Raw genomic sequence first — 15,232 nt, 5'->3', positions numbered from 1 at the left:
TGATTTTTTTAGATTGATTCTGCCTGAGATACAGCACCATTTTCGGTATTGTTCAGGTCTTTTACTTGCTCTCTTAAACGATACAACAGATTTAAGCGGTACTTTAGATTGTCGATTAAAGCATTAATGGTAAGTTCACTTGGTCCGGACTTAGTAAGCTCAACCGACAAACGGTTATACTCTTTATCAAGCTCGCCCAACTGTGTTAAATACCCATCGAAGAGTTCTTTATTCTCTGCCGTAAACTTTATTTTAGATAATTCTAAATTGATGCTTGCCAAATAATAATCTTCAACTTTTTTAAGACCCGGAGAGATATCACCTAATGTTTTTTTTAACGTTGTCGTTGTATCTACTTCTGTAACTGGTATATTCTTATTGGGTTGAAAAAAATTATAGGCTCCAAAACCAACGCCCAGAAACAGCACTATACTAGCAGCTATCTTAATCCATGAATAGTTGTATTTTTTTTCTTCTGGTAAAGCTTTATTCAACTTTTCAAGAAAGCGTTCCTGATGGTTATCTGGCATTGTCTCATTTAATGACATTGCCCCTTCCTTAAACAGTTCCCTAATGTCCCGTGCCATAATTTTTAAGTGCTAAGTGTTCTTGTAATCGTAATTTCCCCCTGTATAACTGCGTGCGTGATGCGACTTCTGAAATACCTAATATCTCTGATATTTCTTGATGGTCGTATCCTTCTATAAGGTATAGCATCACCACATATTGATATTTTTCGGGTAATTCGTTAATTGCTTTTTTTACATCGCTTAATGTAATTGCATCGTCTACCAACCATTTGTCGTTATCTTCGGTATCGATAACCTTTAGGTGCACCTCTTCTAATGCAACAAGCTGTTGCTTTTTAGATTTCAGGAAATCGATACTTTTGTTAACTACAATACGTTTTAACCAAATCCCAAAAGTAACTTCTGCCTTATATTGATGTAATTTAGAAAATGCCTTAATGAAGGCTTCCTGCACAACATCTTCAGCATCATTAGCATCTTTTACAAGACGTTTTGCAACACAGTACATACCATTGCAATACTGACTATATAACTGCAATTGTGCTTTTCGATTATTTTGTTTGCATTCTTCAATTATATCTGATTGCAACATGCGAAATACTTTTGGTTTAAGTTAGTTCATATATAAAGACGACAAAAAATATGTAGTGTTGCAAAATCATAGTATTTTAAGCTAAAATTAACATGATGGGAAGTAATTATTCTATAATTTAAATTATTTTCAATGAATATCCATTGTTAGTAATAATCTGTGCTCTGTCATCCAGAACATAACGCAGTACAGTGAACCTGTCGGCAGACAGGCAGGTAATCTTTTTATATAGAAAGCAAATTCTTATATTTGAATTATATTTATCATCATAAACCCAAAGGGGTATTGTCATTCCTGCCTTTCGTCTTTGCTAAGCTAAACGATGACAGGAATGACAAACAAAAGTACTTTAAAGACATAAGATCCGAGACCTTCAACTTCTGGCTTCTGGCCTCTAGTCCATTCCTGCGATGGAAAAAAGTAAAGTAACAACTCCATGCCGTTCCTTTTGTCTTGATACAAAAGAACCAAAAAATCAAGCCAAAAATAGGAAATTGCTAAAGCACCATGCGTTTCAGAATTCCATGCTTGAAGCTACGCTTCGCAATTCCATTCCTTCACTCATTATTTCTGATTTTTGACAAAACCCTACTTACGACCAATTATAACTTAACACCAATAACCTAAAACTTAAGAATCAAGACCCTAGACAAAAATCTTCAAACTACTAACTGCTAGCCTCCAATTTACAATTGACTATTGCCTATTGATTATTATAAATACCCATCATACCAATTAAAACAACCACTCCAACCCCATTACCTAAGACCTATTAACAGTATTCAGTATTCAGTATTCAGTAAAAGTATACAGTAAGAGTTAGTAATTAGTGCATTTCTAAACAGTAAATTCCCAACACCCTAGACAAAAGACGCAAAAATCTTCTAACCTTCTAATTTTTTTTCACTCCTAACTTCTAGCTCCCGACTTCTGGCTTCTGGCTTCTAATTTACAATTGATTATTGCCTATTGATTATTATAGATACCCATCATGCGAATCAAAACAACCACTCCAAACCCCACTACCCAAGACCTAAGACCCATTAGCAGTATTCAGTATTCAGTATTCAGTATTCAGTAAAAGTATACAGTGAGAGTTGGTAATCAGTGTATTTCTAAACAGTAAATTCCCAACACCTAAGACCCAAAACCTTGAAACTTCAACTTTTAACTTCCAACTTCTGGCTTCTGGCTTCTGGCTTCTAGCCTCCAATTTACAATTGACTATTGTCTATTGATTATATAAATACCCATCATATTAATCAAAATAACCACTCCAACCCCCATTACCCTAGACCCAAGACCTAAGACCCATTAGCAGTATTCAGTATTCAGTATTCAGTATTCAGTAAAAGTATACAGTGAGAGTTAGTAATCAATGCATTTCTAAACAGTAAATCCAAATACCCTAGACAAAAGACGCAAAAATCTTCTAACCTTCTATTTTTTTTCCACTCCCAACTTCTAGCTTCTGGCTTCTAGCTTCTGGCTTCTAGCCTCCAATTTACAATTGATTATTGCCTATTGATTATTATAGATACCCATCATACCAATTAAAACAACCACTCCAAACCCATTACCCTAGACCCAAGACCTAAGACCCATTAGCAGTATTCAGTATTCAGTATTCAGTATTCAGTATTCAGTAAAAGTATACAGTGAGAGTCGGTAATCAATGCGTTTCTAAACAGTAAATCCAAACACCCTAGACCCAAAACCTTGAAACTTCAACTTTTAACTTCTGGCTTCTGGCCTCTAGTCCATTCCTACGATGGAAAAAAGTAAAGTAACAACTCCATGCCGTTCCTTTTGTCTTGATACAAAAGAACCAAAAAATCAAGCCTAAAATAGGAAATTGCTAAAGCACCATGCGTTTCAGAATTCCATGCTTAAAGCTACGCTTCGCAATTCCATTCCTTCACTCATTATTTCTGATTTTTGACAAAACCCTACTTACGACCAATTATAACTTAACACCAATAACCTAAAACTTAAGAATCAAGACCCTAGACAAAAATCTTCAAACTACAAACTTCTAGCCTCCAATTTACAATTGACTATTGCCTATTGATTATTATAAATACCCATCATACCAATTAAAACAACCACTCCAACCCCCATTACCCTAGACCCATTAATAGTGTTCAGTATTCAGTAAAAGTATACAGTGAGAGTTGGTAATCAGTGCGTTTCTAAACAGTAAATCCAAACACCCTAGACAAAAGACGCAAAAATCTTCTAACCTTCTAATTTTTTTCCACTCCCAACTTTTAACTTCCAGATTCTGGCTTCTAGCCCCCAATTTACAATTGATTATTGCCTATTGATTATTATAGATACCCATCATACCAATTAAAACAACCACTCCAACCCCCATTACCTAAGACCCATTAGCAGTATTCAGTATTCAGTATTCAGTAAAAGTATACAGTGAGAGTTGGTAATCAGTGTATTTCTAAACAGTAAATCCAAACACCCTAGACAAAAGACGCAAAAATCTTCTAACCTTCTAATTTTTTTTTCACTCCCAACTTTTAACTTCCAGATTCTGGCTTCTAGCCTCCAATTTACAATTGACTATTGCCTATTGATTATTATAAATACCCATCATACCAATTAAAACAACCACTCCAACCCCCATTACCCTAGACCCAAGACCTAAGACCCATTAGCAGTATTCAGTATTCAGTATTCAGTATTCAGTAAAAGTATACAGTGAGAGTTGGTAATCAGTGCATTTCTAAACAGTAAATTCCCAACACCTAAGACCCAAAACCTTGAAACTTCAACTTTTAACTTCCAACTTCTGGCTTCTGGCCTCTAGTCCATTCCTGCGATGGAAAAAAGTAAAGTAACAACTCCATGCCGTTCCTTTTGTCTTGATACAAAAGAACCAAAAAATCAAGCCAAAAATAGGAAATTGCTAAAGCACCATGCGTTTCAGAATTCCATGCTTGAAGCTACGCTTCGCAATTCCATTCCTTCACTCATTATTTCTGATTTTTGACAAAACCCTACTTACGACCAATTATAACTTAACACCAATAACCTAAAACTTAAGAATCAAGACCCTAGACAAAAATCTTCAAACTACTAACTACTAACTACTAGCTTCTAATTTACAATTGATTATTGCCTATTGATTATTATAGATACCCATCATACCAATTAAAATAACCACTCCAAACCCATTACCCTAGACCTAAGACCCAAGACCCATTAGCAGTATTCAGTATTCAGTATTCAGTAAAAGTATACAGTGAGAGTTGGTAATCAGTGTATTTCTAAACAGTAAATCCAAACACCCTAGACCCTAGACCCTAGACCCTAGACAAAAAACACATAACTTTTTAACTTGAAACTTGAAACCTTCTAACTTTTCACTTTTAACTGTTCACTTTTAACTTTCTAACGTCCATCTTCAACAACATCAACATACCTCCTTATAACATGATGCCACTGATGTTGCTCAGCCCAAGCCAAAGCACCATCCCTAAATCGATCTTTATGTTGTAATATGGTATCAACAGCCTCCCTCAAATTCGCTGTATCTTTTTGAGGCACAAGCAACCCTGAGACACCATCATTAATCGCATCCTCAACACCACTATCCTTGGTTCCAATAGCTGGAACTCCCATGGCATTGGCTTCAATAATGGCAATACCAAAACCTTCCACATCGCCCTGGTCTGTTTCCGTGCTCAACATCACAAATATGTCACCAGCAGCCACATAAGCGGGCAAAACTGCCTTGTCCAAAACACCGTGAAATGTTACATGCTCCATAACACCTAACTTTTTGACCATATCCAAACATTCCGCATTCGCATCAGCAAGCCCAATACAGTGGTAATGTATATTAGGATAAAACGCTAATAGCGCAGGTAAATTTTTTATCACCTCCAACTGTCCCTTACGTTCCGATATCCGCCCCACGGTAATTAATTTAGGGCTCCCAACCAAAGCTATGGACTGCTCTATTTTAGGCTGCCACATGTGGGGATCATAACCATTAGGAATTACGGCAACATGATCAATCCCAAGTTTGGCAATAAGTCCCTTCGTAAAATGCGATACCGCTATTACCCTATTAAAACGACGCAAGGCCATAGTAACGGATTGCTTCAATAAAATAGGTTTGTAGTTGACCTCAGAACCGTGAACTACGGCAATGTATTTACTATTAAAAAACAAACTAAAAAGCCCTACGCTCCACAAGGAGAACTTACCAGAAGCCAACACAATCGATGCCCTCCCAATCTGCTTAAAAACTGTTAACAGACGGTCTATATACATTAATACGCGCCACCTGCACCACTTAATCCGCTTAACTTTAAATGCTAAGCCAGCATCAAAATCCCGTTCTACCATCCCAGACTTCGAGCGCATATCTGTAATAACAGTTACCAGATATCCCGATTGACACAAATAATTGGCTACTTGATGCGCATGCGTTCCAATGCCTCCTGGTTGCGGAGGGAACTCCGAACACACCAAAACAATATGTTTGTCTTTTAAATGCATTACAAACTTTCAATTAGTGGTCCCATCTTCAGTTTTTTACCCGACAAGTACCACGATTTACACACTTGAAACACTACCAAGGGAAAAATAACTATGCAAACCAAGGCTCCCAATACCAACATAGGTTTGTTCTTTTTAAAACGATATGGCATAATAGAAAATGGTACACTCCGCAATAAAGCATAGCAAGACCGCTTTTTACCGAAATAATGTCTAAAAAAATACAGCACACTCGGTATAGGACGTGGCGCAAACCAAGCCTTGGTACGAAAAGCATCCCAGCTCCCCATATCCCTTAAACCACCACGATCTACCTTTAAGTGCAAGCGCTTGGCATAGGGATTCGACACATTTAAAAAATCGTTTAAATACACACGCAAACCAAATTCACCATCCCCCATACGCTGTTTTTCGAACTGGCGATCAAACAATCCCACACGTTCAAACACATATCTTTTTACCAAGGCATTACCTGTATCCAGCTGATCGCTTACCTTAAAGAATCGGTAATGCGCAGGTACCTCAGCGCCTACTTTAGATATGGACACCCCCGAAGACACATCGGCTTTAAAAAAATCCAAACATTTTAAATGCATCGCAATCCAGTCGGGCGCCACCCGGCTATCATCATCAAAAAACAACAAACAATCGCCTTGTGCTTGTTTAATGGCGGTATTACGAGCCAACCACAGTGCCTTTTCCTTTTGGTAACGCACTGCTATGTTCAATTTAAAGTCCTTGTAAAAAGAAGTATCATAAGGCTCTGACTGATCCACTATCAGTACTTCAAAGTTTTTATAATCCTGTTGTTCGAGATCGTGCAGCACATCCTTAAGCCAGGTATATCGATTCAACGTAGGAATGATAACCGACACCCTGGGCGCACTTTCTAATAATTTCGATTCGAAGGTCTCCCAATCGGGGTAATGTACAGGCTGTTTTAAATATGTACTGCGTTTTACATGTCGGGATGCTCTCCATGCGCGCAGTTCCCTTACCGGATTCTTAAAGCTAAGGATACGTATTAGCAATACATAAGCCACCCAGACACGGTTAAAATACTTTCCAATAAAACGATACTCATCTTGTAAAGGAACAGCTTCTATATTACTTAAAGTTTTTGCTCCCCCAATATAGCCTTTATGAATAGCCTGCCAGGCTAAATCGTATTGGGTAGACCGATTATCCACAAAGTCCGAATCTGACTCCAATTGACTTAAGACCGTTTCCGGTAAGGTACTCGGATCAGGGTAAACAAAATAACTTGACTGCCGTTGCAATGCAAAGTAATGAGTAGGTTGTAGGTATCTTAAAAACTCAAACAGCATCTCCCAAAAGTATTTTTATAATCATTGGTGTTTCTTTTCTATGTGGTATGGTCGGTTAAAAATAGTAAAAGCGATATACGCACGATCACGAATTCACTTTTTTTTTAAAACTCCCCTCTTTTCTCAAGGAGGGAATGAATTTCACGAAGCGGAAGAAAGGGGAGTTCCCAACCTAGAAATAAACGGTTAAACCTGTTTAGGAACACAAAAAACATTAGGAGGCAAAGGGTTTTTCATTTGGTATTCAACTAAGTTCATATCCAAAACCTTATAATCATGCAATTTAAAAAAGTCTATTATACGGGTATCGTCATTCGTTTCCACAACAAATATGGGTTTAAATGTTTCTAAGATTACTTTACTACCTTCCAGAATATCCAATTCAATACCATCCACATCAATCTTTATAAAATCACAAGTCGTAATGCCATGAGTTCTTACAAAGGCATCCAATGTAACCATGTCCATCATGATACTTCCTGTCTTACTCCCTACCATGGTTTCAGCATCATTAACAACATTAGAAGTGGCATTGTTTAAATACAGTTCAACCTTTCCATTTTTAACTCCTACTACTTTGTTTTGAAGCTTAATACGATCCTCCAGTCCATTACTTCTTACAGACTTGCTAAAACTTGAAAAAACTTTCGGATTAGGCTCAAATGCGTAGACACATCCCCCATGTTTACAAAGTGTTTGCGACCACACCAGACTCAAATATCCAAAATTAGCACCAATGTCTAATCCTATTACATCCTGACCACTATTAACCTTATTTGCCAATAAATGTATTAAATTAGTTATCAGCTTAGTTTCAATACCAGATCGCAGTGCTCTTGCTCCTGTTTTAACAGAAGCGTAAAATTTAAATACCACCTGCTCATCTCCGTATTGTTTTTTGATAACAACGGGTACTTCGCGGTACGTACCACCCGGCCGTAAAAAAAATGAACTAAAACGCCTAAATCCAACTTTTTGGCTTAAGGACCGCTTGATAGCATCAGGGATCATTGTATATATTTTAACTAATAGATGTTTCATAAAAATTTTTAAATGCTACATGCTGACTTTGCATGTTAAATTCCTTTAATACCCTTGATTTCGCCCGACACCTTATCTCAGATCGCTCATCTTCAGAGGCCTTTAAAATTGTAGTGATACATTCAAACAACAACCTAGGATTCCCCCTTGGCACCACCCATCCAGTTTTTCCATCTATTACATTTTCAGGCAAGCCACCGCCATCCGATACAACACATAACAATCCCATGACCTGAGCTTCCAGTACCGCATTACAAAAACCTTCCGAATAACTGTACTGTATATAAATATCAGCTTTAGAAAGCAGCTCCAAAGTAGCTTTATGCGACAGTTTGCCAACCAAGTCAACGTGAGCTGTCAACCCAAGTTGGTATATGGCAAACATTAAGGCCTCATACTCTGGACCACTTCCAATAATCGTATATTTAAATTCAAACCCTTGCGCCTTTAGCAGCACTAAAGCTTCCAAAGTAGCCTCCAATCCTTTTATCCAATGTAACCGAGCTACGGTTACTAAATGTACAACACGACTAGTAGCCAATTGCCTTTCCTTAAAAAGAGACAAATCCACAGCCGGTGTTATTACCTGATAAGGAACCGAATTCTGCAACCCAAACGCATAAGCCTTTTGTAATAAATAGATTGATATACTATGCACTTTATCAACCTGTTTCCACAATAGATCGTAACAACCCGGGTATTTTAAAGGATAAACATCCAAATCGAACCCCCTAAAACTTACTGCCATATTAGCGCCAATGGCTTTAGCAACATGTTCACTCTGCAAGGCCATCGTTGCAAAGCCAAAATGCAACCAATCCAGATCGGCCTCTAATATATGTGCATTACTATATGCATTTTTTAACCCCTGTTTAAGCGAGCGACCCGCGCGCTTTTCCAACAACAAAAAATAGCGAAATCGCTTGTAATGATTTAATACTTTACATAAGACCAAAAAAAACGAAAACAACTGCCGTAATAGGTTACGTTTAAACACCTTAGGAGCTACCCATACCGGACACAATACAAAATCTTCTGCCTTATACTGCACAAACAACACAACTTCTATACCACTTGCCTGTAACCCTTTAATTTTCGATATAAAAAAGGTCTCAGAATAAGCCGGTGTTTTAGAAAGTACCAACCCTATTTTCATATACTATCTAATTCTAATTTCACCATTTGCGTTATATATGTTCCTATTACTCAATATAAGCTCTCCAATCATTTTAGACAGGTTGCTAGCTGATGTTTTAGACAAATGGTTTCCATCTGTAAAACTAAAAGATTCCTGTAAATCATTATAATCGACGTAATAAACTCCTGCAGCTAAAGATAAGCTTTCCATTTTACTATTAAAATCTGGTATAAGCTGTGCTTCTGTCCTAAGCATCTCTTCATGTACCGGTAACCTAATTAAATAAACCGTTCCGTATTTTTTTAACAATGAAACTGTAGACTGTAACCATATATAGCGCCAGTCCGAAAAACGATAATCTTGCAAATACCCCCTGTAAATATCAAGCTTAGATAATGTCCTTCTATTTACAGAAACACTATCCATAGCAATATCGACCTCTAACCAACCATCATCATGCAAAAACATATCCATTACCTCCCCTTTCCTAAATTTATTCTGTATAATATTAACATACCTCGATTTATATGATTTCAATAAATAGAGCACATTAGGACAATCATTAACATACTGCGTTGTACCTAAATGCAAGGATTCTTCCCTAACCCCATGCATGGTATCCAGGTGCTGAACATGACTCGAAATAGACCAAGGATTTACTTCAATAACAAAAACGCCACCGTTTCTTAGAGTATCCAATTTTTTCAATATACTTTCATAATACACTTTCCCAAATGGCGAACTCAATATGGTAAACGAATAATTGTATAGCGATAAATCCTTTACAATATTATTTATTATTTCAGGACGAATCCCCTGGGCTGCACGAGAAGATCCCAATATTAAGGATCTTTGTTTTGGACTCGTAAATTTCAAATAATAAGGGTCGGAGTACCCATCGGCCTGACTAAATAAAAAGAATACCGAGCCTGCAACTAATAACAAAAACAATATAAGCCTAATTAAGAAAACCCTCATGACTTAAAACTGAAAATAAATAAACTCTTGTTCCTTTCCTCCATACAAAAATATAACCATGACAATCGCGTAATAAATAGTCCAACGCATACCTCTGGGATACCTTAACCAAAGCCTTTCAATAGCATATAACTGGTGTCTCCCACACCATTCAACAAGCACAAAAAAAGCTATCAAAACAATTAAAAACCGTGGACGCACCTCTGGCATTGAAAACAACGACAGATTAAACAAACGCAAAACATAATCAAAAGCCTGTACGACCGTCTCAGCTCTAAAAAAGATCCAGGCAAATGTGGTAATAGTAAATGTTACAAGCATCATACTAAACTCCTTTAAGCTTGGAAATTTGCTATGACCTGCTATAACATTAGTATGTACTCGGTTCTTTTTTAAAAGTAGCAAGGGCAAAAAATAGAGTGCATTTAAAAACCCCCAAACTATAAAAGTCCAATTAGCACCATGCCAAAAACCACTAATTAAAAATATAACAAATACGTTACGTATTTGTAACCATACAGCTCCCCTAGAACCTCCCAACGGAATGTAAATATAATCACGAAACCACGTAGATAAGGAAATATGCCATCGCCTCCAGAATTCAGCAATGTCTCTGGAAAAATAAGGAAATGCGAAATTCTGTTTCAGTTCAAATCCAAACAATCGAGAGGTTCCAATAGCAATATCAGAATAACCTGAAAAATCACCATAAATCTGAAAAGCAAAAAATACAGCCCCCAACAACAAGGTACTTCCCGAATAATCTGTATAATTATCAAAAATAAGATTTGCAAACTGCGCACAATTATCGGCTATCACCACTTTTTTAAACAACCCCCATAATATTTGACGCAAACCATCAACAGCTTTGCTATAATTAAACCGGCGTTGCTTAAAAAATTGAGGTAATAAATGCGTAGCCCGTTCGATTGGCCCAGCCACCAACTGCGGAAAAAAACCCACAAAAGCTGCAAAAGCAATAAAATCTTTAGTAGACTGAAGCTTACCCCGGTACACATCAATAGTATAGCTCAAGGTTTGAAAAGTATAAAAGCTAATCCCTACCGGTAAGATAATGTTCAGGGTATTTCCTTGTATTTTCGACCCCAAAAACGAAAAGGCTTCTGTAAAATTAGCCACAAAGAAATTGTAGTATTTAAAAACCCCAAGCAAACCAATATTTATAATAATACTTGCCCACAATAGTCCTTTCCGTTTTACAGGACTTGATTGTTTTGCTAACAACAAACCAATGGTATAATCAACAATAGTGCTAAAGGCTATAAGCCCTAAAAAACGCCAGTCCCACCAACCATAAAACACGTAACTGGCAACAACTATTAAGACATTTTGTACTTTTAAATGCCGCTGAACAGTAAACCAATACAGCAAAAAAACAACAGGTAAAAAAAGGGCAAAATCTAAAGAATTAAACAGCATGCATCTATAGTTTTAATAGCTTTTTATATAATACTTCATGCTCTTTAATAAAAACATCTATATTCAAATTATTTTCGACATAATGCCTCATAGCATTAGCCAATATTACCCTTGTAGAAATAGGCATGTTTTTAATTTCATTAATTTTCCCCATTAAATCTTTAATGTTTCCAGGTTCAAACAAACAATCTGGAAATTCTTTAAGAACTTCCCTAATCCCTGTAATACTTGAGCCTAATACGATTCTTTGACAAGCCATTGCCTCCATAGGTGCAATAGGTAAACCTTCTCTTCTTCCTTCATCTTTTGTTGGAATAATGAATATATCCGCTAATGCCAAAAAAGGCCTTACATCTAAATGTTTTCCCAAAAAATATATATTTTCTAGCCCCCCATAATCACGATGTAATTTTTCACCATAATCATTATTATCGTCCCCAACAATAAGTACCTTAATATTTTCATCTTCCAGTTTCAAAACAGCTTCAATTAATATTTCAATCCCTTTGACCGGAGCTAAATTTGCAACTGAAACAATGACAAAATCATTTTTATCAAACTTAATCCCTTGAGGAGTTGAATAACTTTTATGTAAAGGACTAAACCTTCTTACATCAACACAAAGAGGAATTATTTTAACTTTATCAAGCATGTTATGAAAAAAACTTTCAGGTATTTCTTCGTTTACGGATACTATCTTAGTACTTAATCTTGACTTCCACCGCCAGGCCTTATTGCCCCATCCCATGGCTTTTTTGGTATATACGTAAGGAATACCTGCTATCTTGGCAGCTAAGGGTTCGGTTATATCCGAGCTCCAATGCCAGGAATGAATTAGGTCAAATTGATGCTGCTTAAAAAAACGGGCGATCTTTAGGATACGAAACGGCAAACTAAAAAAAGGGCGATACGGCCGGGCAAACTTGAAAACATGAATTTTTACATTTAATTTCTCCATTTCTTCAAATAGTTCTCCCTTATCATGAAAACAGCAAACTTCAGGGTTAAAGACTGTTTTATCCAGACCACTTACCATATCATAAACAGATTTACCGCTTCCCGCCGTATCAAAATTGGGAATAGTAAACAATATCTTAATACGCTTCCCCATGCACTTGATTTTTATAAAACTGAGACAACACCAACAACATATTTATAGAATGCGCATATTGTAAAGCATTTTCATTATAAAACTTATGGGTATACTGCCGAACTATCGCCTTTGGAACAAGATCATAAAAGCGAGGTGATTCCATCCGATTTAATAAATGCGCTTGGTTTGGTTTCCCTAAAAATTGAAGTTCCCAGTTACGCTGAATATAAGGCACACCTACAGACATTTTAATTGTACGCCGTATCTTATTTAATGCACGATAAGGCAAGTTATACGGTAACCTATTTAAATGATAATTATACAGATGAAACGGACGCTGATCCTGCCAGGTAATTTTAGCCAATTCTGGAGCTTTACGTTTAATGTAAGCTATTTGTAGTTTACGCCCTTTTAAATATTTCTCAGGTAAGGCACAAATAAATTCACACATACGGTTGTCGTAATACGGAAGGCTTATGGCCTTATTGGCTTCAAAAACAGCCAAGTTTACCGAAGTCCAACGCGGAGCCCAATACATACTTTTAAAAGCCCGCAATTTAGCGTTCGTATCCTCAATATCAATATTGGATAACAAATCTGTAATTCTAGACCTGAAGTAATCCGTAAAATGCCCCTGTAATCCCCAAAGTTCCCATAGGGTTTGTGCCAACTCCAATCCACCGCGCTTTAAAAGCTTCCCCATCAGGACATCAACCTGTTCACTTTTTGACAACTTTGGCAAGCCCATAGAGTCAAATAATACATCGCCCCAGTGCCCTAAAGAAAAAACGTCTCCTTTATCTTTTAAACTATTAACCACAGCCATCTGTCTCGGACTGGTAAAATCAGAATAGCAGCCATTAATTTTAGACAAATCATCTATAACCGACCACAAATAGCCCTTTGGGACGACATAATCACGAAACTCGAAACCACAAATTTTAGCCACCTGCCTTGCAATTTTGGTTTCAGCATACCCATTTTCAAAAGCATAACTATAGGCAAAAACACAATCCTTTCTACCCTGCAACGCCACCGCCTGTGTCCTGCTATCCAATCCACCCGACAAGGGCAAAATAATTTGCTTCCCTTCTGTCTGATCAGCTATAATCTGTTCAAACAAGCTCATGTAACCTTCCAAAGCCGTATCAAAAGACATGGTCTTTGGTGAATGATGCCATTTAAAATAAGGTTCCGACCTTAGAAGTTTGCCTTCCGTATCCAGGGTATGCTTTGATGCCGGTCGTAGTACCACCTGGTCTTTCCAATACGTATCCCCGTCCAGGAAAAAACCAATAGCAGCAAACACACAAATAGCCTCCAAATGTAATTCATGAGGACCATGTACCTTAGCAAAGGTTTGATTCGTTGGGATTATAGGGATGGTTATTGTTTTCATTTAATGCTTACGAATATACAACTTTAAGTTATTGCAAGAAACCTATCAAGCATACAGCACAAACAAAAATAACAATCCTGCAGCTCAGGAATACGATCGAAAACGAACCAGATTTTTAGAATCTTTAAGCTATGAGGTCATACGATTTGAAAACAAACTGGTCTTTAAACATTTGGCGTCTGTATTACATGAGATTGTCTCAAATTTTAAATCGGAACCCTCCGACTAAAGTCACCTCCCTTTGCCCAAAGGGAGGAACAAGATATATTTAAATTTCAGACTAAAAAACCCCGTAGATTTCTCCAATAGCTCCCCTCTTTGCCTAAGGCAAGGAACAAGACATTTGCAAATTAAATGTTTAAAAATCGCCCCTCTTTGCCCAAAGGAAGGAACAAGGTATATTCAAATTTAAAACTTAAAAAACTCCCCTCTTTTTCCAAAAAGAGAGGAATGAATTTCGCGAAGCGAAAGAATAGCCCCCCTCTAACAGCTCCCCCCTTTGCCCCAAAAAGAAAACGAATTCCGCAAAGCAAAAAAGAAAAAAACCTTAAAGCTCCCCTCTTTTCCCAAAGAGGGGAATGAATTTCGCGAAGCGGAAGAAAGGGGAGTTCATTCCCCCCACAAAAAAAGCATCAAAAAACAATCCTATTCCTACAAAATATTCTTACTTTTATAAACATGTCAAAACAAAGACTCCACACCAAAAAAGAACTTCAGGCTTATAGAAAAGAATTACGCCATAACCTAACCCCTGCAGAAGCTTTTCTTTGGAAACATTTAAAAGCAAGGCAACTGCAAGGCAAGCGTTTCACAAAACAACATAGTATAGGAAATTATATCGTTGATTTTTATTGTGCCTCAGAACGCCTGATCATAGAATTAGATGGTGAAGTCCACAACAATCCCACAGCACAAGAATACGATCAAAAACGAACCATATTTTTAGAATCTTTAAGCTATGAGGTCATACGATTTGAAAACAAACTGGTTTTTGAGTATTTGGCATCTGTATTACATGAGATTGCTTCAAATTTTAAATCGGAACCCTCCGACTAAAGTCACCTCCCTTTGCCCAAAGGGAGGAACAAGACATATTAAAATTAAATGTTTAAAAAGCGGCCCCTCTTTGCCCAAAAGGAGGAACAAGATATATTTAAATTTCAAACTAA

At 37.1% G+C, this 15,232-nt stretch carries 13 protein-coding genes; 2 read left to right on the top strand and 11 right to left on the bottom strand.

Annotated elements, in window-relative coordinates:
- Window positions 1-8 precede the first annotated feature (8 nt).
- The 11 genes from JF259_RS07435 to JF259_RS07390 form a co-directional block, all read right to left on the bottom strand.
- Entirely contained in the window at window positions 9-587 is a 579-nt protein-coding gene (locus tag JF259_RS07435; RefSeq protein WP_199114681.1) for a hypothetical protein, read from the bottom strand.
- Window positions 571-1,122 carry an RNA polymerase sigma factor gene (locus JF259_RS07430; protein ID WP_199114680.1) on the bottom strand — a complete coding sequence of 184 codons (552 nt, stop codon included), beginning with the start codon at window positions 1,120-1,122 and terminating at the stop codon, window positions 571-573. The genes JF259_RS07435 and JF259_RS07430 overlap by 17 nt, the downstream gene beginning before the upstream one ends.
- A gap of 315 nt (window positions 1,123-1,437) precedes the next feature.
- The gene (locus JF259_RS17685) at window positions 1,438-1,560 is read right to left on the bottom strand and encodes a hypothetical protein (RefSeq protein WP_262894887.1); all 123 of its coding nucleotides are present in this window, start codon (window positions 1,558-1,560) and stop codon (window positions 1,438-1,440) included.
- A gap of 2,970 nt (window positions 1,561-4,530) precedes the next feature.
- Entirely contained in the window at window positions 4,531-5,646 is a 1,116-nt protein-coding gene (locus tag JF259_RS07425; RefSeq protein WP_199114679.1) for a glycosyltransferase family 4 protein, read from the bottom strand.
- Window positions 5,646-6,974 (bottom strand): glycosyltransferase family 2 protein, encoded by a 1,329-nt coding sequence (locus JF259_RS07420; protein WP_199114678.1) that lies wholly within the window; start codon window positions 6,972-6,974, stop codon window positions 5,646-5,648. Before JF259_RS07420 ends, JF259_RS07425 begins: the two co-directional genes overlap by 1 nt.
- Before the next feature lie 186 nt (window positions 6,975-7,160).
- Window positions 7,161-8,015, bottom strand: coding sequence for an FkbM family methyltransferase (locus tag JF259_RS07415; protein WP_199114677.1), 855 nt, complete (start codon window positions 8,013-8,015; stop codon window positions 7,161-7,163).
- Window positions 7,996-9,171: a glycosyltransferase family 4 protein gene (locus JF259_RS07410; RefSeq protein ID WP_199114676.1), complete on the bottom strand. Its 1,176-nt coding sequence runs from the start codon at window positions 9,169-9,171 to the stop codon at window positions 7,996-7,998. Before JF259_RS07410 ends, JF259_RS07415 begins: the two co-directional genes overlap by 20 nt.
- Before the next feature lie 3 nt (window positions 9,172-9,174).
- On the bottom strand, window positions 9,175-10,131 hold the full coding sequence (locus tag JF259_RS07405; protein ID WP_199114675.1) for a hypothetical protein: 957 nt from the start codon (window positions 10,129-10,131) through the stop codon (window positions 9,175-9,177).
- A 3-nt stretch (window positions 10,132-10,134) separates the two neighbouring features.
- Complete coding sequence (locus JF259_RS07400; RefSeq protein ID WP_199114674.1) at window positions 10,135-11,571, bottom strand: MBOAT family O-acyltransferase; 1,437 nt, start codon at window positions 11,569-11,571, stop codon at window positions 10,135-10,137.
- 4 nt (window positions 11,572-11,575) lie between these two features.
- Window positions 11,576-12,682, bottom strand: coding sequence for a glycosyltransferase (locus JF259_RS07395; RefSeq protein WP_199114673.1), 1,107 nt, complete (start codon window positions 12,680-12,682; stop codon window positions 11,576-11,578).
- Window positions 12,666-14,063, bottom strand: coding sequence for an asparagine synthase-related protein (locus JF259_RS07390; protein ID WP_199114672.1), 1,398 nt, complete (start codon window positions 14,061-14,063; stop codon window positions 12,666-12,668). The genes JF259_RS07395 and JF259_RS07390 overlap by 17 nt, the downstream gene beginning before the upstream one ends.
- 31 nt (window positions 14,064-14,094) lie before the next feature.
- Between JF259_RS07390 and JF259_RS17680 the strand changes: the two genes are divergently transcribed.
- Together JF259_RS17680 and JF259_RS07380 are read left to right on the top strand one after the other, a co-directional pair.
- Complete coding sequence (locus JF259_RS17680; RefSeq protein ID WP_262894886.1) at window positions 14,095-14,292, top strand: DUF559 domain-containing protein; 198 nt, start codon at window positions 14,095-14,097, stop codon at window positions 14,290-14,292.
- A 449-nt stretch (window positions 14,293-14,741) separates the two neighbouring features.
- Window positions 14,742-15,119: an endonuclease domain-containing protein gene (locus tag JF259_RS07380; protein ID WP_199114671.1), complete on the top strand. Its 378-nt coding sequence runs from the start codon at window positions 14,742-14,744 to the stop codon at window positions 15,117-15,119.
- Window positions 15,120-15,232 lie beyond the last annotated feature (113 nt).

The organism is Snuella sedimenti, from assembly GCF_016428595.1.
Classification (GTDB): domain Bacteria; phylum Bacteroidota; class Bacteroidia; order Flavobacteriales; family Flavobacteriaceae; genus Snuella; species Snuella sedimenti.
Note: the sequence above shows the minus strand (reverse complement) of the source record. Positions and strands in the feature narration are given on the sequence as shown.